The sequence below is a fragment of the Frondihabitans cladoniiphilus genome, from assembly GCF_039544345.1.
Classification (GTDB): domain Bacteria; phylum Actinomycetota; class Actinomycetes; order Actinomycetales; family Microbacteriaceae; genus Frondihabitans; species Frondihabitans cladoniiphilus.
In genome coordinates, this window is sequence record NZ_BAABLM010000010.1 from 1 (window position 1) to 20775 (window position 20775).

20 protein-coding genes are annotated in these 20775 nt (G+C 67.1%); 12 read left to right on the forward strand and 8 right to left on the reverse strand.

The window, feature by feature from the left end; genetic code table 11:
* From ABEA39_RS15475 to ABEA39_RS15500, 6 genes are all read left to right on the forward strand, one after another.
* The coding region (locus ABEA39_RS15475) for a superoxide dismutase (protein ID WP_345376855.1) at positions 1 to 224 on the forward strand (224 nt) is incomplete at its 5' end.
* A gap of 164 nt (positions 225 to 388) precedes the next feature.
* Positions 389 to 1393, forward strand: coding sequence for a type I glyceraldehyde-3-phosphate dehydrogenase (gene gap, locus ABEA39_RS15480; RefSeq protein WP_345376857.1), 1005 nt, complete (start codon positions 389 to 391; stop codon positions 1391 to 1393).
* 24 nt (positions 1394 to 1417) lie between these two features.
* Positions 1418 to 2629, forward strand: coding sequence for a phosphoglycerate kinase (locus tag ABEA39_RS15485; protein ID WP_345376858.1), 1212 nt, complete (start codon positions 1418 to 1420; stop codon positions 2627 to 2629).
* Positions 2623 to 3411 (forward strand): triose-phosphate isomerase, encoded by a 789-nt coding sequence (gene tpiA / locus ABEA39_RS15490; RefSeq protein WP_345376859.1) that lies wholly within the window; start codon positions 2623 to 2625, stop codon positions 3409 to 3411. Before ABEA39_RS15485 ends, tpiA begins: the two co-directional genes overlap by 7 nt.
* A 58-nt stretch (positions 3412 to 3469) precedes the next feature.
* On the forward strand, positions 3470 to 3718 hold the full coding sequence (gene secG, locus ABEA39_RS15495) for a preprotein translocase subunit SecG (protein WP_345376860.1): 249 nt from the start codon (positions 3470 to 3472) through the stop codon (positions 3716 to 3718).
* A 2-nt stretch (positions 3719 to 3720) separates the two neighbouring features.
* Positions 3721 to 4089 carry an RNA polymerase-binding protein RbpA gene (locus ABEA39_RS15500; RefSeq protein WP_345376861.1) on the forward strand — a complete coding sequence of 123 codons (369 nt, stop codon included), beginning with the start codon at positions 3721 to 3723 and terminating at the stop codon, positions 4087 to 4089.
* Positions 4090 to 4512: 423 nt separating this feature from the next.
* On the opposite strand, the gene pgl is transcribed toward ABEA39_RS15500, so the two are convergent.
* The 6 genes from pgl to tkt all read right to left on the reverse strand — a co-directional run bounded on the left by pgl (position 4513) and on the right by tkt (position 12792).
* Positions 4513 to 5283: a 6-phosphogluconolactonase gene (gene pgl / locus ABEA39_RS15505; RefSeq protein ID WP_345376862.1), complete on the reverse strand. Its 771-nt coding sequence runs from the start codon at positions 5281 to 5283 to the stop codon at positions 4513 to 4515.
* Between the two features lie 31 nt (positions 5284 to 5314).
* Positions 5315 to 6283, reverse strand: coding sequence for a glucose-6-phosphate dehydrogenase assembly protein OpcA (locus ABEA39_RS15510; RefSeq protein ID WP_345376863.1), 969 nt, complete (start codon positions 6281 to 6283; stop codon positions 5315 to 5317).
* A complete protein-coding gene (zwf, locus tag ABEA39_RS15515; RefSeq protein ID WP_345376864.1) occupies positions 6280 to 7836 on the reverse strand; it encodes a glucose-6-phosphate dehydrogenase in 1557 nt (518 codons plus the stop codon). The genes ABEA39_RS15510 and zwf overlap by 4 nt, the downstream gene beginning before the upstream one ends.
* 92 nt (positions 7837 to 7928) lie before the next feature.
* The gene (locus ABEA39_RS15520; protein WP_345376865.1) at positions 7929 to 9527 is read right to left on the reverse strand and encodes a glucose-6-phosphate isomerase; all 1599 of its coding nucleotides are present in this window, start codon (positions 9525 to 9527) and stop codon (positions 7929 to 7931) included.
* Positions 9524 to 10645, reverse strand: a complete 1122-nt coding sequence (tal, locus tag ABEA39_RS15525) for a transaldolase (protein WP_345376866.1) — start codon at positions 10643 to 10645, stop codon at positions 9524 to 9526. Before tal ends, ABEA39_RS15520 begins: the two co-directional genes overlap by 4 nt.
* Before the next feature lie 44 nt (positions 10646 to 10689).
* On the reverse strand, positions 10690 to 12792 hold the full coding sequence (gene tkt / locus ABEA39_RS15530) for a transketolase (protein WP_345376867.1): 2103 nt from the start codon (positions 12790 to 12792) through the stop codon (positions 10690 to 10692).
* Positions 12793 to 13155: 363 nt separating this feature from the next.
* Here tkt and ABEA39_RS15535 point away from each other — a divergent pair, with 363 nt between their 5' ends.
* Positions 13156 to 14130: a heme o synthase gene (locus ABEA39_RS15535; RefSeq protein ID WP_345376868.1), complete on the forward strand. Its 975-nt coding sequence runs from the start codon at positions 13156 to 13158 to the stop codon at positions 14128 to 14130.
* 164 nt (positions 14131 to 14294) lie between these two features.
* On the opposite strand, the gene ABEA39_RS15540 is transcribed toward ABEA39_RS15535, so the two are convergent.
* Positions 14295 to 15260, reverse strand: coding sequence for a COX15/CtaA family protein (locus ABEA39_RS15540; RefSeq protein WP_345376869.1), 966 nt, complete (start codon positions 15258 to 15260; stop codon positions 14295 to 14297).
* Between the two features lie 238 nt (positions 15261 to 15498).
* Between ABEA39_RS15540 and sufB the strand changes: the two genes are divergently transcribed.
* From sufB to ABEA39_RS15565, 5 genes are read left to right on the forward strand one after another with little or no spacing between them, the layout of a single operon-like run.
* The gene (sufB, locus tag ABEA39_RS15545) at positions 15499 to 16917 is read left to right on the forward strand and encodes a Fe-S cluster assembly protein SufB (RefSeq protein WP_345376870.1); all 1419 of its coding nucleotides are present in this window, start codon (positions 15499 to 15501) and stop codon (positions 16915 to 16917) included.
* Positions 16918 to 18255, forward strand: coding sequence for a Fe-S cluster assembly protein SufD (gene sufD / locus ABEA39_RS15550; protein ID WP_345376871.1), 1338 nt, complete (start codon positions 16918 to 16920; stop codon positions 18253 to 18255).
* A complete protein-coding gene (locus tag ABEA39_RS15555; protein WP_345376872.1) occupies positions 18255 to 18581 on the forward strand; it encodes a Rieske 2Fe-2S domain-containing protein in 327 nt (108 codons plus the stop codon). The genes sufD and ABEA39_RS15555 overlap by 1 nt, the downstream gene beginning before the upstream one ends.
* Positions 18582 to 18609: 28 nt before the next feature.
* Positions 18610 to 19407, forward strand: coding sequence for a Fe-S cluster assembly ATPase SufC (gene sufC, locus ABEA39_RS15560; protein WP_345376873.1), 798 nt, complete (start codon positions 18610 to 18612; stop codon positions 19405 to 19407).
* A gap of 2 nt (positions 19408 to 19409) precedes the next feature.
* Complete coding sequence (locus tag ABEA39_RS15565) at positions 19410 to 19745, forward strand: metal-sulfur cluster assembly factor (RefSeq protein ID WP_345376874.1); 336 nt, start codon at positions 19410 to 19412, stop codon at positions 19743 to 19745.
* Positions 19746 to 20060: 315 nt separating this feature from the next.
* Here ABEA39_RS15565 and ABEA39_RS15570 read toward each other — a convergent pair whose 3' ends face one another.
* Positions 20061 to 20708 carry a hypothetical protein gene (locus ABEA39_RS15570; protein ID WP_345376875.1) on the reverse strand — a complete coding sequence of 216 codons (648 nt, stop codon included), beginning with the start codon at positions 20706 to 20708 and terminating at the stop codon, positions 20061 to 20063.
* Between the last annotated feature and the right edge of the window lie 67 nt (positions 20709 to 20775).

A 20775-nucleotide genomic window follows, 5' to 3' on the forward strand; every position in this document is an offset into this window, starting at 1 on the left:
GGCAGAAGATCGTCATCTTCCAGCTCTTCGACCAGCAGGGCAACATCCCCTTCGGCATCGTCCCGCTTCTGCTGCTCGACGTCTGGGAGCACGCCTACTACCTCGACTACCTCAACGTCCGCGCCGACTACGTCAAGGCGTTCTGGAACATCGTCAACTGGGACAACGTCGCCGAGCGTTTCACCGCCGCCACCACCAAGACCCAGGGCCTCCTCACCCCCTAGAGGCCCGAAACACCGCTCCCTGCGCTGGTACTGTCGTAGGAGCGAAACCGCCCAGGGAGACCACCGTCTTCCGGGCACCGGGGGAGGCCTCGAGGAGGCTCCTTCCGCATGTTCTGCACACAAAAACGAGCGTCGTCCAGACGCCTGAAAAATCTGGAGTTCCATTGAGCGTCAAGATCGGAATCAACGGCTTCGGTCGTATCGGCCGCAACTACTTCCGCGCAGCACTCGCCAAGGGGAGTGACCTCGAGATCGTCGCCGTCAACGACCTGACCGACAACGCCACGCTTGCCAACCTCCTCAAGTTCGACTCGATCACCGGGCGTCTCGACGCCACCGTCGAGCTCGACGGCGACAACATCGTCGTCAACGGCAAGGCCATCAAGGTCTTCGAAGAGCGCGATCCCGCCAACCTGCCCTGGGGCGAGCTGGGCGTCGACATCGTCATCGAGTCGACCGGCTTCTTCACCAAGGCCGCCGACGCGCAGAAGCACATCGACGCCGGCGCCAAGAAGGTCATCATCTCCGCCCCCGCCACCGGTGACGACATCACCATCGTCCTCGGCGTCAACGAGTCGGGCTACGACGCGGCGAACCACCACATCATCTCCAACGCGTCGTGCACCACGAACAGCCTCGCGCCGCTGATGAAGGTCTTCCTCGACAACTTCGGCGTCGAGCGCGGCCTGATGACGACCGTGCACGCGTACACCGCCGACCAGAACCTTCAGGACGGCCCGCACAAAGACCCGCGCCGTGCCCGCGCCGCCGCACTCAACATCGTCCCCACCTCGACCGGTGCCGCCAAGGCCATCGGCCTCGTCATCCCCGAGCTGGCCGGCAAGCTCGACGGCTACGCCCTGCGCGTTCCGGTGCCGACCGGTTCGATCACCGACGTCACGCTCACGACCACCGAGACGCTGACCGTCGACCAGATCAACGCCGCGTACAAGGAGGCGGCCGAAGGCCCGCTCAAGGGCATCCTGCTGTACTCCGAAGACCCGCTGGTCTCGAGCGACATCCGCACCGACCCGCACTCGTCGATCTACGACTCCGGCCTGACCAAGGTCATCGGCAACATGGTCAAGATCACGTCGTGGTACGACAACGAGTGGGGCTACTCCAACCGTCTCGTCGACCTCGCCGAGTTCGTCGCCGCCAAGCTCTGAGCCGGTAGAAAGCACCACGCACTCATGGCTCTTCGTACTCTCGACTCCCTGGGCACCCTCGCCGGGAAGCGCGTCATCGTCCGCTGCGACCTGAACGTCCCGTTGAAAGACGGAACGATCACCGACGACGGCCGTATCCGCGCATCCCTCGGAACGCTCCGCACCTTGATCGACGCCGGCGCTCGCGTCGTCGTCATCTCCCACCTCGGGCGCCCCGACGGCGAGGTCAAGCCGCAGTACAGCTTGGCTCCCGTCGCCGCGCGTCTCGGCGAACTCCTCGGCAAGCCCGTCGCGTTCGCCTCCGAGACCATCGGCGAGGCCACGACCGAGGCGGTCGCGGCTCTCGCCGACGGCGAGGTGATCGTGCTCGAGAACCTCCGGTTCCAGGGGGCCGAGACGTCGAAGAGCGACGACGAGCGCCAGGCCTTCGCCGGCGAGCTCGCGGCGCTCGGCGACGTCTTCGTCTCCGACGGCTTCGGTGTCGTCCACCGCAAGCAGGCCAGCGTGTACGACCTGCCGCAACTCCTGCCGAGTGCGGCGGGCTCGCTGATCGAGACCGAGCTCCGAGTGCTCGACCGACTGACCGAGAACCCCGAGCGCCCCTACACGGTCGTGCTCGGAGGCTCGAAGGTCTCCGACAAGCTCGGAGTGATCGAGCACCTGCTGCCGCGGGTCGACAACCTCCTGATCGGCGGGGGAATGCTCTTCACGTTCCTCGCCGCTCAGGGGCACGCCGTGGGCAAGAGCCTCCTCGAAGAGGACCAGCTCGACCGCGTCCGCGGTTACATCGCCGACGCCGAGGCGAAGGGCGTCACTCTCGTCCTCCCGACCGACGTCGTGGTGGCCTCCGGCTTCGCAGCCGAGGCCTCGCACGAGACGGTCGCCGCCGACTCCATCGAGACGACTGCGTTCGGTGCCGACGGGATCGGCCTCGACATCGGGCCCGACACCGCGTCGGCGTTCGCGAAGATCATCAGCGACTCGAAAACCGTGTTCTGGAACGGCCCCATGGGCGTGTTCGAGTTCGAGGCGTTCAGCGCCGGCACCCGTGTCGTGGCCGACGCTCTCACCAAGGTCGACGGCCTGGGCGTCGTCGGAGGTGGCGACTCCGCCTCCGCCGTCCGCGCCCTCGGATTCACCGACGACCAGTTCGGGCACATCTCCACCGGAGGTGGCGCCAGCCTCGAGTTCCTCGAGGGCAAGAAACTTCCCGGCCTGGAGGTCCTCGGATGGTAACCGCACGTCGCCCGTTCATCGCCGGCAACTGGAAGATGAACCTCGACCACCTGCAGTCGATCGCCTTCGTCCAGAAGCTCGCCTGGAGCCTGAAGGACGCCAAGCACGACTTCGGCAAGGTCGAGGCGGCCATCTTCCCGCCGTTCACCGACCTCCGCTCGGTGCAGACCCTCATCGACGCCGACAAGCTCGACCTGGAGCTCGGCGCCCAAGACCTCTCCGACAACGACTCCGGTGCGTACACGGGCGACATCTCGGGTGCCTTCCTGGCACGGCTCGACGTGAAGTACGTCATCGTCGGCCACTCCGAGCGACGCACCATCCACGGGGAGACCGACGAGGTCGTCGGGGCCAAGGTCGCCGCTGCGCACCGTCACGGCCTCGTCCCGGTCCTGTGCGTCGGTGAGACGGCGGAAGACCTGGAGAAGCACGGCCCCAGCGCCGTTCCGGTCGCCCAACTTCGTGCGGCACTCACGACCCTTCCGGCGGGTGCCGAGATCGTCGTGGCCTACGAGCCCGTCTGGGCCATCGGCTCGGGTCAGGCTGCGACGCCCGACCAGGCGGAACAGGTCTGCGCCGCATTGCGTGACGCCCTCGTCGAGATCGCGGGGGCCGACTCCGCGGCTGCCACGCGCATCCTCTACGGCGGTTCCGTCAAGGCCAACAACATCGCTTCGTTCCTCCGCGAGCCCAACGTCGACGGCGCTCTCGTCGGCGGTGCGAGCCTCGACATCACGGAGTTCGCGAGCATCGTGCGCTACCAGAACCACGTCGGAGTCTGAGTTCCGCTCCCAGCCCGGTTATAATCGTTTTCGGTCATACCGCTTCGAAAGGTTCTCCGTGCAAATTCTCCAGGTCATCCTGCAGGTGATTCTCGGCATCACGAGTCTCCTGCTGACCCTGCTCATCCTGCTCCACCGCGGTCGCGGCGGCGGTCTCTCCGACATGTTCGGTGGTGGCGTGACGAGCAACCTCGGGGCGTCCGGTGTGGCCGAACGCAACCTCAACCGCATCACCGTCATCCTGGGTCTCATCTGGATCGCGTCGATCGTGGTTCTGGGTCTCATCACGAAGTTCACGGGGGCATAAGCATGGCTGCAGGCGGTAGCGCAATCCGAGGCTCGCGCGTAGGCGCGGGTCCGATGGGTGAACAGGATCGGGGTTTCCACGCCGAGCGGATCACCATCTCCTACTGGGACGCCCTCGGCAACGAGGTCGTCCGCCACTTCGCGGCCAACGTGCCCGAAGAGGAGATCCCCGAGACGGTCGACTCGCCGTCCTCCGGCCTTCCCGCCGGTCGCGACAAAAACAACCCGCCCGTCGTGGCGAAGCTCGAGCCGTATAAGACACACCTCGCTTACGTCAAAGAGCGCCGCACCGAAGAAGAGGCGGCACAGCTCCTCGACGAGGCTCTCCAGCAGTTGCGCGAGCGACGCGGCAAGGTTCCCGCCAAGAAGTAGCTCCACCCCCGGCGTCACGAGGCCCGGTCCCTTTGAAGGGGCCGGGCCTTCGTCGTGCGCGGGCTTTCGGTCTCCGCCTCCACTGGACCCCGGGGCCACCGCGTCGTGGCTCCACTCCCGGTCCACCGCGTCGTGGCTCGACTCCAGAACACGCCGCTCACCTTTGCCGCGAGCGGCATCTTCGGGAGTCCACCGACCGCGGCACCGACGGCGACTCCACGAGATGCGCGATCGGCAAAACATGAGCAGCGTGTTCTGGAGTCGACGGGGCAGGCCGGGGGCCGAGGGGGCGGCAAACGGGAGTGGTGCCAGCAACGGGGAGCAAGGCGGCGGGAACACGAAACGGGGGATGCCCGGAGCAACGTGTGCTCCGGGCATCCCCCGTTTCGCGGCGCTTCGGCGGCCTGCCGCTCGTGCGTCGCGCTAGTACGTCGAGGCGATGAGCTGCTCGGGCACCTCGGCCGCAGCGTCTTTGTCGACGAAGAACACCGTGCGCTTGCGGCCCTTCACGCCGGCCACGGGCACCTGGTCGGCCCCGGCACCCGCGAGGGCCAGCCCGAGGGAGGCGGCCTTCTCGGCGCCCGCCAGGATCATCCACACCCGCTGAGAGTTGTTGATGACCGGCAAGCTCAGGCTGAGGCGCTCCGGCGGCGGCTTGGGGCTGTCTTTGATGGTCAGCACCGTCGGCTCCGTCAGAGAGACCTGGGGCTTGTCGGGGAACAGCGACGCGACGTGACCGTCGGGACCCACGCCGAGCAGCGTGATGTCGAAGCGAGGGGACTCGTCGTCACCCTGCGCGTTCGCCAGCAGTTCGGCCGAGTACGCCGCGGCGGCCTCTTCGACGGAGCCGAGCTCGCCCACCGCGGCGAAGCGGTGGACGTTCTCGGGCAGGACGCCGATGTGGTCCAGCAGATCGATGCCGTTCTGACGGTCGTTGCGGTCGGGGGAGTCGGCCTCCACCCAGCGCTCGTCGGACCACCAGAACGAGACCTTCGACCAGTCGACGCTGTCGCGAGCCCCGGACTCGTTGATTGCGGCGAGCACCAGAGTGCTCACCGACCCACCGCTCAACACGACCGACGCCGAGTCTTGCTCCTCGATCACGTCGATGATCTTGGTGATGAAGCGAGCGGCAACGGATGCGCCCAGGGATTGTTTGTCGGGGTGCACGAGCACCCGGCGTTCGTTCGTCACGTTCTCACTGGCCTCGGTCGGGTCGTAGGGATCAGTTGTTCTCGGCGGGGGAGCTGCTCACTCCGTCTGCGCGAAGCTGCGACACTCCACTCTTCACGACGTTTCCGAAGAGGGTGTCGGGGTCGAGTCTACGGAGTTCTTCGGCGAGGCAGTCGCGCAGGCTGCGGCGTGGCAGCGACAGGTCGTGCGTCGGCTGACCGGGCTGCGAGAGGGTAGCCACATTGACGAGCGAACGCTCCAGCTCGATGGCGCCGGAGGCACGGTGCAGCTTGACCCCGTGGATCCCGCTCGAGCCCGTGGCGCGTGTCGTCAGCGAGTGATCGACCGGCACCTGGAGCTGCAGACGCAACCATGCGGCCAGCAGCAGCGTGGAGGGGGAGTCGGCGGCACCGCTCACCTCGACGCTGGTGATCGGCTCGTACGGCGGCTGATCGAGCGCGGCTGCCAACTGGGTTCGCCACAGGGTGAGGCGGGTCCAGGCGAAGTCGGTGTCGCCAGGCGCATAGGTGCCGGCCAAGTCGATGATCGACTGACGCGGGTTGCTCTGCGCGGCGGCATCGGTGATCCGCCGCTGCGCGATGCGGCCGAGCGGCGACTCGGACACCACCGCGGGCGCCTTGCCGGGCCACCAGGCCACGACCGGGGCGTCGGGGAGGAGCAGTCCGGTGACGAGGCCCTCTTCGTCGCTGGCCATCTCGCCGTAGGCGCGGAGGAGGATGACCTCGCTCGCGCCGGCGTCGCCGCCCACGCGAATCTGCGCGTCGAGTCGCGCTTCTTCGGCCTTGCCGCCGTCGTGGTCGGTGGAGATCACGATGACACGCATCGGGTGCTCGCGCGAGGCCTCGTTGGCGGCCTCGATGGCCTCTTCTTCATGGCCGAGGTTCGTCGAGATGACGAGCGTCAGAACGCGCCCGAGGGCGACGACGCCGCCCTCCTCGCGGATCTTGACGAGAGCCTTCGAGACTCGGCTGATGTTGCTGTCGGGCAGATCGACGATCACGGTCGCCTCCAGGTACGGCCGTCGCGGGCCATCAGGTCGTCGGCGGTCGAGGGCCCCCAGGTACCGGGTCGGTACTGTTCAGGTTGGCCCTGCGCCGCCCAGAATGCCTCGATCGGGTCGAGGATCTTCCAGGAGAGCTCGACCTCCTCGTGACGGGGGAAGAGGGGAGGATCGCCCAGGAGGACGTCCAGGATGAGACGCTCGTAGGCCTCGGGGCTCGCCTCGGTGAACGCGTGGCCGTAGCCGAAGTCCATCGTGACGTCGCGGACCTGCGTGCCGATGCCGGGGACCTTGGAGCCGAACCGCAGGGTGACGCCCTCGTCCGGCTGAACCCGGATGACGAGTGCGTTCTGGCCGAGCTCGGCGCCGTCCTGGAGACCGAAGACGTTCTCGGGGACGCGCTTGAACACGACCGCGATCTCAGTCACCCGACGGCCGAGACGCTTGCCGGCGCGGAGGTAGAACGGAACGCCCGACCAGCGACGGGTCGCGATCTCGAGCTTGATGGCCGCGAAGGTCTCGGTGACGGATTCGGGGTTCATCCCGGCCTCGTCGAGGAACCCGAGGACCTTCTCGCCGCCCTGCCAACCGCCGGCGTACTGCCCTCGGGCGGTGCCCGTGGCGAGATCGTCGGGGAGACGCACTGCGGAGAGGACCTTCTCCTTCTCGGCGCGGAGGTCCTTCGCCTTGAAGCTGACGGGCTCCTCCATCGCCGTGAGGGCGAGGAGCTGCAGGAGGTGGTTCTGGATGACGTCGCGCGCCGCACCGATGCCGTCGTAGTAGGCGGCTCGCCCGGCGACTCCGATGTCCTCGGCCATCGTGATCTGCACGTGGTCGACGTAGGTGCTGTTCCACAGCGGCTCGTACATCTGGTTGGCGAAGCGGAGCGTCAGGAGGTTCTGGACCGTCTCCTTGCCCAGGTAGTGGTCGATCCGGAAGACCGAGTCGGGCTCGAAGACCGTCTCCACCACGGCGTTGAGTTCCCGAGCCGTCTTGAGGTCGCTGCCGAAGGGCTTCTCGATGACGACCCGGCGCCAGGGACGCTCGCCGTTCGCGTCGAGGGTGTCCTCCGCCAGGCCCGCGTCGCGGAGCTGCTCGGTCACGAGCGGGAAGAACTTCGGCGGGATCGAGAGGTAGAAGGCGTGGTTGCCCATGGTGCCGCGTTCGGCGTCCAGCTGGTCGATCGTCTGCTTCAACTGCTGGAAGGCGGCCGCGTCGTCGAAGTTTCCTTGGACGAAACGGATGCCCTCCTTCAACTGACGCCAGACGTCCTCGTCGAAGGGAGTGCGCGCGTGCTGCTTGACCGCCTCGTAGACGACCTGCTCGAAGTCCTGGTCCTCCCATTCGCGCCGGGCGAAGCCGACGAGGGCGAAGCCCGGGGGGAGCAGACCGCGGTTCGCGAGGTCGTAGATCGCCGGCATGACCTTCTTGCGGGACAGGTCGCCTGTCACGCCGAAGATGATGAGGGCGCTCGGACCGGCGATCCGGTTGAGTCGTCGGTCGGAGGGAACCCGGAGAGGGTTGTACTCCGGCGTGATTTCTACCGGTGGCATGTGTGTATTCGTGTCCTTGCGTTGAGAAGTCACAGCTCTTCGCCCGACATGCGACCGGCGCCGACCCGAGTGGGTGGCGCCGGCCGTGTCGATCAGCGGAGAGCGTTGATGAGGGAGGGCAACGCTGCCTGAACGTCTTTCACCGTGAAGGTGAGGACGGGCCGACCGTGCTCCGAGAGCACCTCGGCGTCGCCGGCGGCCTGAGCCGCCACGAGGGTACCGAAGGTGAAGGGGCTGTCGGGAATCGCGAGGTCGTCGTCGGCGACCTGGGTGATCTGGAGGAACACGCCGTTGGCGGGTCCGCCCTTGTGGTACTGCCCGGTCGAGTGCAGGAACCGCGGCCCCCACCCGAAGGTGACCGGCCGGTGAGTCCGTGCTGCGAGCAGGTCGCGGAGCTCTTCGAGTTCGGAGTGGTGCACTCGGTCGACGTACGCCTGGACGGCGAGATAGCCGTCGTCCGAGAGGTGATCGAGGAGAGCGTCGACGGCGCTCTCCAACGAGTCTCCGACCGGGAGACCGCCGACCTGCCGGACCTCGACGCCGTCGACCGTGATCGCCGGAGGAGTCGCTTCGGGCTGCGCATCGAGCAGGGCTCGAGTGGCGACCTTGGCCGACTCGACGTCGGGTTGATCGAACGGGTTGATGCCGAGGAGGCGTCCGGCCACGGCGACCGCGTACTCCCAGACCAGGAACTGCGCCCCAAGGGAACCCGAGATCTCCACCTCGCCGGGGGCGACCTCGCGGGTCTCCTCCGTGCTGGCGACGAGACGGACGACCTGCACGTCGTGCAACCCCTCCGTGATCTCGGGGGAGTCGAGGCCGACGACGACGGGCAGCAGCCCGCGACCCTGCTTTCCGGTGGACTCGGCGATCAACTGCTCCGCCCAGTCCGGGAAACCGTGGATGTGAGTGCCGTCGGCCACGAGCACGATCTTGTCGCGCAGCGGCTTGGTGCCCGCGAGGACAGCCCCGAGCACGAGCCCGGGGTTGTCCGCGCGGTCCTGAGCGAGTTCGACCGTCACCGCGTCGGCCTCGCCGAGGAGTTCGCCGATGTCGGCTCCGGCGAGCCCCGAGGGGACCAGCCCGAACGCCGACAGCGCCGAATAGCGACCACCGATGTTCGGGTCCGCGGTGAAGACCACATAGCCCGCCTCGAGCGCGGATGCCTCGAGCGGGGATCCGGGGTCGGTGACGACCACGATGCGATCCGCGACGTCGGAGTAACCGGCATCCGAGAAGGCCTTCTCGAACGCCTTCCGCTGACTGGCCGTCTCGACCGTGGAGCCCGACTTGGACGAGACCACGAGCACGGTGTGCTCGAGGTCGTCGCCCAGCGCCGTGAGCACCTGGGTCGGCTGGGTGGCGTCGAGCACGGTGAGCTCGACGCCGTACGTCTTCGTGATGACCTCGGGAGCGAGCGACGACCCGCCCATTCCGGCCAGCACGATGTGGTTCAAGCCCTTCGCGGCGAGCTTCTCTCGAAGCGCGACGATCCGGGGGACGAGCGGGGCCGAGACCGCAACGGCCTCGGTCCAACCCAGTCGCTTCTCGGCTTCGGACTCGGCCTCGGGCCCCCAGAGATCGGGGATGAGGCCGGTGATGCCGGAAGCGACGAGGTCGCCCACCAGCTGAGGCACGACGGATTCGACGGCCTCAGCGGCGGCGCCGCTCGCAGTGATGGCTACTGTCACTTAGCGGATTCCAGGGCCGCGGTGACGGTGTCCAGCAGTTCGTTCCAGGAGACGATGAACTTCTCGACGCCCTCCTTCTCGAGGAGCGCGGTCACCTCGTCGTACGAGATGCCCTGAGCGGCGACGGCGTCCATGACCTTGTTGGCGGCGTCGTAGGAACCCGTGATGGTGTCGCCCGCGATGACGCCGTGGTCGAACGTGGCGTCGAGGGTCTTCTCCGGCATCGTGTTGACGACGTCCGCCGCGACGAGCTCGACGACGTACGTGGTGTCGAGGACGTTAGGGTCCTTCACGCCGGTCGAGGCCCAGAGGGGACGCTGCTTGTTCGCACCCGCGGCCAGGAGGCCCGTGGCGCGCTCGGTCGCGAAGGACTGCTCGTAGACCTGGTACGCGAGCTGGGCGTTGGCTACGCCGGCCTTGGACTTCAGGGCCTTGGCCTCGTCCGTGCCGATCGCCTCGAGGCGCTTGTCGATCTCGGTGTCGACACGCGACACGAAGAAGGAGGCGACGGAGTGGATCTTCGAGATGTCCTTGCCGGCGGCCTTGGCCTGCTCGAGACCCGTCAGGTAGGCGTTGATGACGGCGCGGTACCGGTCGAGCGAGAAGATCAGGGTCACGTTGACGCTGATGCCCTCGGCGATCGTGGCGGTGATGGCCTCGAGACCCTCGACGGTGGCGGGGATCTTGATCAGGACGTTCTCTTTGTCGACCTGAGCGAAGAGGCTCTTGGCCTGAGCGATCGTCTTCGCGGCGTCGTGAGCGAAGCCGGGCTCGACCTCGATCGAGACACGACCGTCGAAGCCGGCGGTCGAGTCGTAGATCGGCTTGAAGATGTCGCACGCGTAGGCGACGTCGGAGGTCGTGATGTCGAAGACCGCGTCGGTCACGCCGGTGCCGGCCTTGGCCAGCTCGGCGACCTGCTCGTCGTAGGCCTCGCCCTTGGCGAGAGCCGACGCGAAGATCGTCGGGTTGGTGGTGACGCCGACGACGTTCTTCTCGGCGATGAGCTTCTGGAGCCCTTCGGACTTGATGCGCTCGCGCGACAGGTCGTCGAGCCAGATGCTCACGCCGGCGGCAGAGAGCTCTGCGGTGGGCGTGGAAGTGGAAGTGTCAGTCATTTCTTTCAACCTTCTTTGCTGGAAGTCGCGATGCCGCGGCTGGGTTAGAGAGCGGCGAGAGCGGACAGGGAGTCTTTCGCGGCGGCGACGGCCGCTTCGGTCGTCATGCCGAACTTCTCGAAGAGCGTCTTGTAGTCGGCCGACGCACCGAAGTGCTCGATCGAGACGCTGCGGCCGGCGTCGCCGACGATTCCGCGCCAGCCGAGGGCGATGCCCGCCTCGATGGAGACGCGGGCCTTGATGCCGGAGGGCAGCACCGACTCCTTGTACTCGTCGGTCTGCTCGGCGAACCACTCGAGGCTCGGAGCGGACACCACGCGGGCGTTGATGCCCTCGCCACGGAGGACCTCACGGGCCTCGACAGCGATCTGCACCTCGGATCCGGTGGCGATGAAGATGACGTCGGGCGTTCCGTTCGGAGCCTCGGCGAGCACGTAGGCGCCCTTCGCCACGTACTTGGCGGAGGCGAAGGTCTCGCCCGTCGCCTCGCCGTCGCCGCGCTCGAACACGGGGAGGTTCTGACGGCTGAGCGCGAGACCGGCGGGGCCGTTGAAGCGCTGCAGGATCGTCAGCCAGGCGTACGAGGTCTCGTTGGCGTCGGCCGGGCGGACCATGGAGAAGTCAGGGATGGCGCGGAGAGCCGTGAGCTGCTCGACGGGCTGGTGCGTCGGGCCGTCTTCGCCGAGAGCGACGGAGTCGTGGGTCCAGACGTAGGTGACCGGCGACTTCATGAGGGCGGCGAGACGGACGGCCGGACGCATGTAGTCGGAGAAGATCAGGAACGTTCCGCCGAAGGGGCGAGTGTTGCCGTGGAGCGAGATGCCGTTGAGGATCGAGCCCATGGCGTGCTCGCGGATGCCGAAGTGCAGCACGCGGCCGTAGGGGTTGCCGTTCCACTCGTGGGTCGACCATTCGGTCGGCACGAAGGACTCGCCGCTGGTGATCGTGGTGAGGTTCGACTCGGCCAGGTCGGCCGATCCGCCCCAGAACTCGGGGAGGACGCCGGCGATGGCGTTGATGACCTTGCCGGAGGCGGCACGGGTCGAGACGTCCTTGCCGGGCTCGAACACGGGGAGGGCACCCTCGAGCTCTTCGGGCAGGTCGCCCGCGAGCATGCGGTTGAGGAGAGCGTTCTTGTCGGGGTGAGCCGCGGCCCAGGCCTCGAGCTTCTCGTTCCACTCGGCGTGCTGCGCCTGGCCGCGCTCGACGGCCTTGCGGGTGTGCGCGAGGACCTCGGGGTCGACGTCGAAGGACTTCTCCGGGTCGAAATCGAGGATCTTCTTGAGGCCGGCGATCTCGTCCTTGCCGAGAGCCGAGCCGTGGGACTTGCCCGAGCCCTGCTTCGTGGGGGAGGGCCACGCGATGATGGTCTTGAGGATGATCAGCGACGGCTTGTCGGTGACGCCCTTGGCGGCCTCGATGGCGGCGTTGAGCTCGGCGACGTCTTCGACGTACTCGCCGGTCTTCTTCCAGTCGACGACGCGGACGTCCCAGTCGTAGGCGAGGAAGCGCTTGTGGACGTCCTCGGTGAAGGCGATGTTGGTGTCGTCCTCGATCGAGATCTGGTTGGAGTCGTAGATCGCGATGAGGTTGCCGAGCTGCTGGTGGCCGGCGAGCGAAGCGGCCTCGCTGGTGACACCCTCTTCCATGTCGCCGTCGCCGGCGATCACGTAGATGAAGTGGTCGAAGGGGCTCGTGCCGGGCGCGGCCTCGGGGTCGAACAGCCCGCGCTCGAAACGCGACGCGTAGGCGAAGCCGACGGAGCTGGCGAAGCCCTGACCGAGAGGGCCGGTCGTGATCTCGATGCCGTCGGTGTGGCCGTACTCGGGGTGGCCGGGCGTCTTCGAACCCCAGGTGCGGAGCTCTTCGAGGTCCTTCAGCTCGAGGCCGTAGCCACCGAGGTAGAACTGGATGTACTGGGTCAGCGAGGAGTGACCGACCGAGAGGATGAATCGGTCGCGACCGATCCACGTGCTGTCGCTCGGGTCACGGCGCATGACTTTCTGGAAGAGGAGGTAAGCAGCAGGTGCAAGGCTCATCGCCGTGCCCGGGTGGCCGTTTCCCACCTTCTCCACTGCGTCGGCCGCGAGGACGCGGACGGTGTTGACTGCCTTTTCGTCAATGGGTTCCCATTGCAGATCTGCCACTTGAAGATGACCCTTCTTATTGCGAGATTGCGCGGGGTTTGTCTCCCGCGCTGACGGCGCTTGCCGAGGCGTCGTTGACTCAGCCGTGTCACGCTGAGCGTGAGATCGGGCCCGGCTGCAGGGTGGGTCGGAAGATGTTCGTCACGCAGCGGCTGATACACCGCGCGCGACCGTCGTTCAGAGACCCGCAACTGGCAAGCAACTGCAAGTATAGAGACCGCTCCTCACCCTTTGCCCGACCAGCACGCAGATACTGTCTGAACGACTGCTGTTACCCATGTGAAAGCCTGCTGAAGCAGGTTCTTCCCATAGACTTAGGGCGGTCGTACCGATCCGTGGTAGGCCGCGATTACAAGAGGACGAATGACTGCAGCTGTCGACACTCGGTCCGGTTCGAACGGCGCCACATCCAACGGCACCGGCGGATCCTCATCCGGTCGCCCCAAGATCGGCGTCAAGCGCAAGGTCCGCGCCTACATCTCGCTGACCAAGCCCCGGGTCATGGAACTCCTGCTCGTGACGACGGCTCCGACCATGTTCCTCGCCCAGGGCGGGGTGCCCAACCTCTGGCTGATCGCTGCGACCCTGATCGGCGGCGCGCTCAGCGCCGGATCCGCGTCGGCCTTCAACTGCTACATCGACCGCGACATCGACCGGATCATGAAGCGGACCCAGGACCGCGCCCTGGTCACCGGCGACGTCAGCGATCGCGAAGCCCTGATCTTCTCCTACGTCATGGGAGTCGCGTCGATCGTCTGGCTGGCCCTCACGGTCAATTACCTGTCGGCCGCCCTCTCGCTCGTCGCCATCCTGTTCTACGTGTTCGTCTACACGCTGTGGCTCAAGCGTCGCACCCCGCAGAACATCGTCTGGGGCGGGATCGCGGGCTGCATGCCGGTCCTCATCGGCTGGTCCGCCGTCACGAACTCGCTCTCCTGGCCTCCGGTCATCCTGTTCATGGTCATCTTCCTCTGGACCCCGCCGCACTACTGGCCCCTGTCGATGCGCTACCGAGACGACTACGCCTCCGTCAACGTGCCGATGCTCGCAGTCGTCCGCGGCCGCGCCCACGTCGGTCTGCAGGTCATCCTCTACGCCTGGGCCACCGTGATCTGCTCCGTGCTCCTCATCCCCGTCGCGCACATGGGCGTCCTCTACTCGGTCGTCGCCATCGGAGCGGGATTCTGGTTCGTCTTCGAGTCGCACCGCCTCTACGGTCGCGCGATCACCCACGTGGCCGAGGTCAAGCCGATGAAGGTCTTCCACAGCTCCATCACCTACCTGACGCTGCTGTTCATCGCGGTGGGCATCGACCCGCTGCTGCCGCACTTCCTGTAGGGCGCGAGCGGGGCGGCGCTCGAGCCGGGGCACCGGCAGACCGGTGCCTGCGATCGAGCCGCCGGGGTGCATCCCACGCTCATGCCACGAAGGGCCCCTCCTGCGGGAGGGGCCCTTCGGCGTTGCACGGGACGAACCGTGCGTCACACGGCGCGAACCGGGCGTCACACGGCGGCGGCGACCGCCGCCTTCTCGAGGGGCTCGGAGACGTCGGCCGGGTTCCGCAGACTCATCAGCACCGCGGTCATGGCCGCGACGAGCAGGGCGGCGAGCACGAGGTGCGATCCGACGAGGAACGACGGCAGACCGGTGTTGGCCTGGATCAGGCCGACGGCGATCTGCGCGACCTCGACGCAGAGCAGGAGCACGGGGAACAGACGGGGGAGGGCGAGGCGGACCGACGCGACCACGAGGACGATCGTCAGTGCGAACACGACGAACGCGGGCACGGCATGGACCACCTCGATGACGCGCGGGTCGAAGCCGTTGCGGTGCGTGTTCGCGTCGCCGGCGTGCGGGCCGGCGCCGGTGGTGAGGATGCCGAGGATCACGGTGACGCCCACGAACGCGGCGGTGACGTGGGTGACGATCGCGAACCAGCGCGGGGTGGCCGCCGTGTCGCCGCGGGGGCCGCGCAGGACGCGGAAGACCAGGGTCGCGGTCAGTCGGACCAGGATCATCGAGACGATGAAGTGGGAGCCGACGACGTACGGGTTCAGCTTGGCCAGCACGCTCACTCCGCCGAGGACGGCCTGGAACGGGATGCTCAGCCCCTGGATGAGCGTGAGCCAGAACAGATCGCGGCGCTGACGGCGGATGCGGAGGATGCTGAGGAAGGCCGCGATCACGATGATCACGAGAACGAAGGTCAGCATCCGGTTGCCGAACTCGATCACCCCGTGCAGACCCATCGCAGGAGTGGTCACGAACGACCCGGTGCTGCATTCCGGCCAGGTGGGGCATCCCAGCCCCGAGCCGGTGAGGCGGACGAGGCCGCCGGTACCGACGAGGACGATCTGGCAGACGAGCGAGGCCCAGGCCACGATGCGGATGCGCGAGTCGACCCTCTCGGGGAGCCAGGACCACAGACGGGTCAGAGGCGAGAGCGGTCGAGCCTGTGCATTGGTCACGGATTGTTGCCCTTCGTGTCTTTTCGGGTCTCGACCTGTAGAATCGTCGGGTTCAGGAAACACACCGGAACAGACGAGTCGACGGCGAACCTCGACAAGTCTAAACAGCGAAGACTGGGCGACTTCTCCCGAGATATCGCGACGAGAGCCCGCTCTCTCCTTTCCACGGGAATGACTGTTCCGAACCCCACGTTCCACCTGACACAAGACAGCTGCTGTCTACAGAAAGAGGTAAGGCATGTCAGACGTACTGATCGACCGTCCGGAACTCGAAGGCCTCGGCCAATACGAATTCGGGTGGGCCGACTCCGACGCTGCCGGAGCCTCCGCCCGTCGTGGCGTGAACCCCGAGGTCGTCACCGACATCTCGAACCTCAAGAGCGAACCCGCATGGATGCTCAAGAACCGCCTCAAGGGTCTGACCCTGTTCGAGCGCAAGCCCATGCCGACCTGGGGCGCAGACCTCTCGGGCATCGACTTCGACAACATCAAGTACTTCGTGCGCTCCACGGAGAAGCAGGCCACCAGCTGGGAAGAGCTTCCCGACGACATCAAGGCGACCTACGAGAAGCTCGGCATTCCCGAGGCCGAGCGCAACCGTCTCGTCGCCGGCGTCGCCGCGCAGTACGAGTCCGAGGTGGTCTACCACCAGATCCGCGAAGACCTCGAGGCCCAGGGCGTCATCTTCATGGACACCGACACGGCGCTGCGCGAGCACCCCGAGTTCTTCGAGGAATACTTCGGCAGCGTGATCCCGGCCGGCGACAACAAGTTCGCGGCGCTGAACACCGCAGTCTGGTCGGGCGGCTCGTTCGTCTACGTGCCCAAGAACGTCCAGGTCGAGATCCCCCTCCAGGCCTACTTCCGGATCAACACCGAGAACATGGGCCAGTTCGAGCGCACGCTGATCATCGCCGACGAGGGCAGCTACGTGCACTACATCGAGGGATGCACGGCTCCGATCTACAAGTCCGACTCGCTTCACAGCGCGGTCGTCGAGATCATCGTCAAGAAGAACGCTCGCGTTCGCTACACGACGATCCAGAACTGGTCGAACAACGTCTACAACCTCGTCACCAAGCGCGCCATCGCCCACGAGGGCGCGACGATGGAGTGGATCGACGGCAACATCGGTTCCAAGGTCACCATGAAGTACCCCTCGATCTACCTCGCGGGCGAGCACGCCAAGGGCGAGACGCTCTCGGTCGCCTTCGCGGGCCCCGGCCAGCACCAGGACGCCGGCGCGAAGATGATCCACATGGCGCCGTACACGACGTCGTCGATCGTCTCGAAGTCGATCGCCCGCGGTGGCGGTCGCGCCGGTTACCGAGGCGAGGTCCGCGTCGACGAGGGTGCGCACCACGCCGCCAACACCGTCCGGTGCGACGCGCTGCTGGTCGACACGGTGTCGCGCTCCGACACCTACCCGGCCATCGACATCCGCGTCGACGACGTCCAGCTCGGCCACGAGGCCACGGTCTCGCGAGTCAGCGAAGAGCAGCTCTTCTACCTGATGTCCCGCGGCATGGCCGAGGACGAGGCGATGGCCATGATCGTGCGAGGGTTCATCGAGCCCATCGCCCGCGAACTCCCGATGGAATACGCGCTCGAACTCAACAAGCTCATCGAGATGAGCATGGAAGGATCCGTCGGCTAGATGTCCGCAACTCCTGCACCAACCGAACCTCTCGTCGACGCCCCCGTCCAGCACGGGGCCGGCGCCCACACCGACGGCGATTGGGCGAACCGCAAAGTGCCCGTCCAGACGCGCTCCGAGCGCTTCGCATCCACCGACCCGGCCGCCTTTCCCGAGGTGACCGGCCGCGAGGTCGACTGGAAGCTCAGCCCCGTGCCGCGTCTTCGCCCTCTCATCGACGGTCCGCTGGACGGCTCGCCGTACGCCTACCTCGCTCGCGAGACGACCGGTGCGGCCGTCGAGTGGGTCTCGCCTCAGCACGAACTGGTCGGCCGCGCCGGCACACCCGAAGACAAGGCGTCGGCCAACGCCTGGTCCAGCGTCGACAACGTCCTGATGGTGACCGTCGACGGCGAAGAGCCGTCGAGCATCACCATCGGCCGCTCGGGACTCGACAAGGCCCCGCGCGCCGGCCACACCGTCGTGCACGCGAAGCCGAACTCCCGCGGGCTCGTCATCCTCCAGAACAGCGGCGACGCGACTCTGGTCGAGAACGTCGAGATCGTGGTCGACGAGGGTGCGCACCTCACCGTCGTGACCGTGCAGGAATGGAACGACGACGCGATCCACCTCGCGAGCCACTTCGCCCGCATCGGCCGCGACGCCGTCCTGAAGCACTTCGTGATCAGTCTCGGCGGCTCGATCGTCCGCATCAACCCCTCGGCGCACCTCGCCGAGCAGGGGGCCGACGGCGACCTCAACGGCGTGTACTTCGCCGACGCCGGCCAGCATCTCGAACAGCAGGTGTACGTGAACCACGACGCTCCGAACACGAAGAGCCGTGTCAACTACAAGGGCGCGCTTCAGGGCGAGGGCGCACGGACCGTCTGGATCGGCGACGTGCTCATCGGACGCACGGCACCCGGCACCGACAGCTACGAGCAGAACCGCAACCTTGTGCTGTCCGAGGGCACGCGTGCCGACTCCATCCCGAACCTCGAGATCGAGACGGGCGACATCCTCGGCGCCGGCCACGCGAGTGCGACCGGTCGCTTCGACGACGAGCACCTCTTCTACCTCGAGTCGCGCGGCATCCCCGAGGAGGAGGCCCGCCGGATCGTCGTGCTCGGCTTCCTCAGCGAGATCGTGCAGCGGATCGGCGACCCGGCCCTGCAGGAGCGCCTGATCGAGACCATCGAGGCCGAGCTCGCGGGCGGAGCGGAGGCGCGTTCCGTTGCCACCGGAGCCGTGCATCCCGCGTACGTGGACTCGCAGCCCGGTTCGGGAGCGACTCCCGTCCACGCAGCCGGCGGCGTGCAGCACCCGGCCGAGGGCGGCGAAGCAGGAGCGAACGCCTGATGGCCACCAAGGTCTGCGCCGAAGGCGACGTGAGCGTGTCGGAGGCCCTCCGGGTCGTCGTCGACGGCGTGCCCGTCGCGGTCGTGCGCGACTCGGCGGGGGCGCTCCACGCCCTCGGAGACACCTGCACGCACGGCGACATCTCGCTCTCGGAGGGCTTCGTCGAGGACGACACCCTCGAGTGCTGGGCCCACGGCTCGAAATTCGAGCTGACCACGGGCAAGCCGCTCACCCTTCCCGCCTACGAGCCGGTGCCGGTCTTCGCCGTGTCGGTCGTCGACGGCGACGTGTTCGTGGACGTCTCCACGAACGTCGCCGCCTCCTAAAGTTTTCACTTCCAGCAAAAGGAACAGCATGTCCACTCTCGAAATCCGCGACCTCCAGGTCTCGATCGACACCGAGCAGGGCAACAAGCCCATCCTCAAGGGCGTCGACCTCACCATCAAGCAGGGCGAGATCCACGCCGTCATGGGCCCCAACGGCTCCGGCAAGTCGACCCTCGCGTACACGATCGCCGGCCACCCCCGCTACAAGGTCGACGGCGGCTCGATCAAGCTCGACGGCGAAGAGGTCCTCGACATGACGGTCGACCAGCGCGCGAAGGCGGGCCTCTTCCTGGCCATGCAGTACCCGGTCGAGATCCCGGGCGTCACGGTCGCGAACTTCCTGCGCACCGCGAAGACCGCCCTCGACGGCGAAGCGCCCGCGCTCCGCACCTGGGTGAAAGACCTCCGCAGCCACATGGCCGACCTCAAGATGGACTCCTCGTTCGCCGAGCGCAACGTCAACGAGGGCTTCTCGGGCGGCGAGAAGAAGCGTCACGAGATCATGCAGCTCGAACTGCTCAAGCCGAAGTTCGCCATCCTCGACGAGACCGACTCCGGCCTCGATGTCGATGCCCTGAAGATCGTCAGCGAGGGTGTCAACCGCGCACACTCGTCGACCGACCTCGGCATCCTGATGATCACGCACTACACGCGCATCCTCCGGTACATCCGCCCCGACTTCGTCCACGTCTTCGTCGACGGCCACGTCGCCGAGCAGGGCGGCCCCGAGCTGGCCGACCAGCTCGAGAACGAGGGCTACGACCGCTACGTCGCCGCCAGCGCCGCTGCCGGTGCTGCTGCGGCCGGCGCCGTCGCGGGGGCCTGACCGTGGGCGCCATCGCTCTCGCGCCCGAGAAGTTCGACGCCGTCGAAGAGGCGCTCAAAGAGGTCATGGACCCCGAGTTGGGCGTCAATGTCGTCGACCTCGGTCTGATCTACGACCTGGCCATGGACGACGAGCACGAGAACGCGCTGATCATCAGCATGACGCTTACCAGTGCCGGCTGCCCCCTGACCGACGTGATCGAGTCGGAGACGGCCAACGCCCTCGACGGAGTCGTCGACGCGTTCCGCATCAACTGGGTGTGGATGCCGCCGTGGGGCCCCGACCGCATCACCGACGACGGTCGCGACATGATGCGGGCCATCGGATTCAGTATCTGATTCGTTCCGCCGGTTTGTGAAGGCCCCCGACCTCGTGGTCGGGGGCCTTCGTCGTGCTCGGGTCCGTGCATCCCGCGCTCTCGCCGTCTCTTCGTTGCAAATCGCGAGTGATTCGCTGGACCACCCCCGACAATTCGGGCCTCCGGACGCGGAGTCGGCGGGATCACTCGACATTTGCGGACGGGCGCGGGCGAGGGGGAGGCTGGGGCGCGCAGGCCGGCAGGGCGGGGGATGGGGCGGGAGATAGGGCGGGATGGGCGCGACGGCGGATGGGACGGGGGAAAGGGCAGGTCAGAGACCGCGAGGCAGGGGACCTCAGGGATACGCGAGGACCAGGCCGACGACGGCAGCGGCCGCAAGCACCGCGGCGAGCACAGTTGGTCGGCGTCGACGACGGACCACTCCCGCGATGACCAGGAGTGCTGCCGTGACGAAGAGGAAGGCCAGGGCGAGCCACACGGTCCAGCGAGCGGTCGACTGTGCGCTCGAAGCGCCGGCGAAGGCGTCTTGAACCGTCGACCCGACGCCCACGACGACGACCACGGAGCCCAGCACGGCTGCCAGGATGCCGAACCCGGCGATGTCGTTGCCTCTCTCCGAGCGACGACGGCTCCGCCTCTCGGCCTCGGAGGGGAGGAGCCTCACGAGTGCAGGGGGCAGGTCTCCGCTGAGCACCAAGATCTCGCGGATCCGCGCGTCCGTCCAGGCATGACGGATCTCCCTTCTGAGAAGCCGCAGCTCGCGGAATTCGAGCAGCTCGGGCTCGAGCGCACCCCAGCGCGCAGCCTGGTCGGGGTGGTTGTCCTGTCGGGACAGGCCCACAAGAGTTCGACGCACCGCGAGGTCGGAGGGGTTGCGACGTACCGCCGCTCGAAGCGAGTCGTACGCACTGCGCTTGTTGCCGTCCGCATGGTTGCGAAGGGCGCGCTCGATGACCTCGTCACTGGTGTGTCTGCTGCTCATTGAGCCCTCCGGGCTCGGTGTCGGAACGGGTGGAGGAGAGAGGCGAAACGGGGGATGCCCGGGCCTA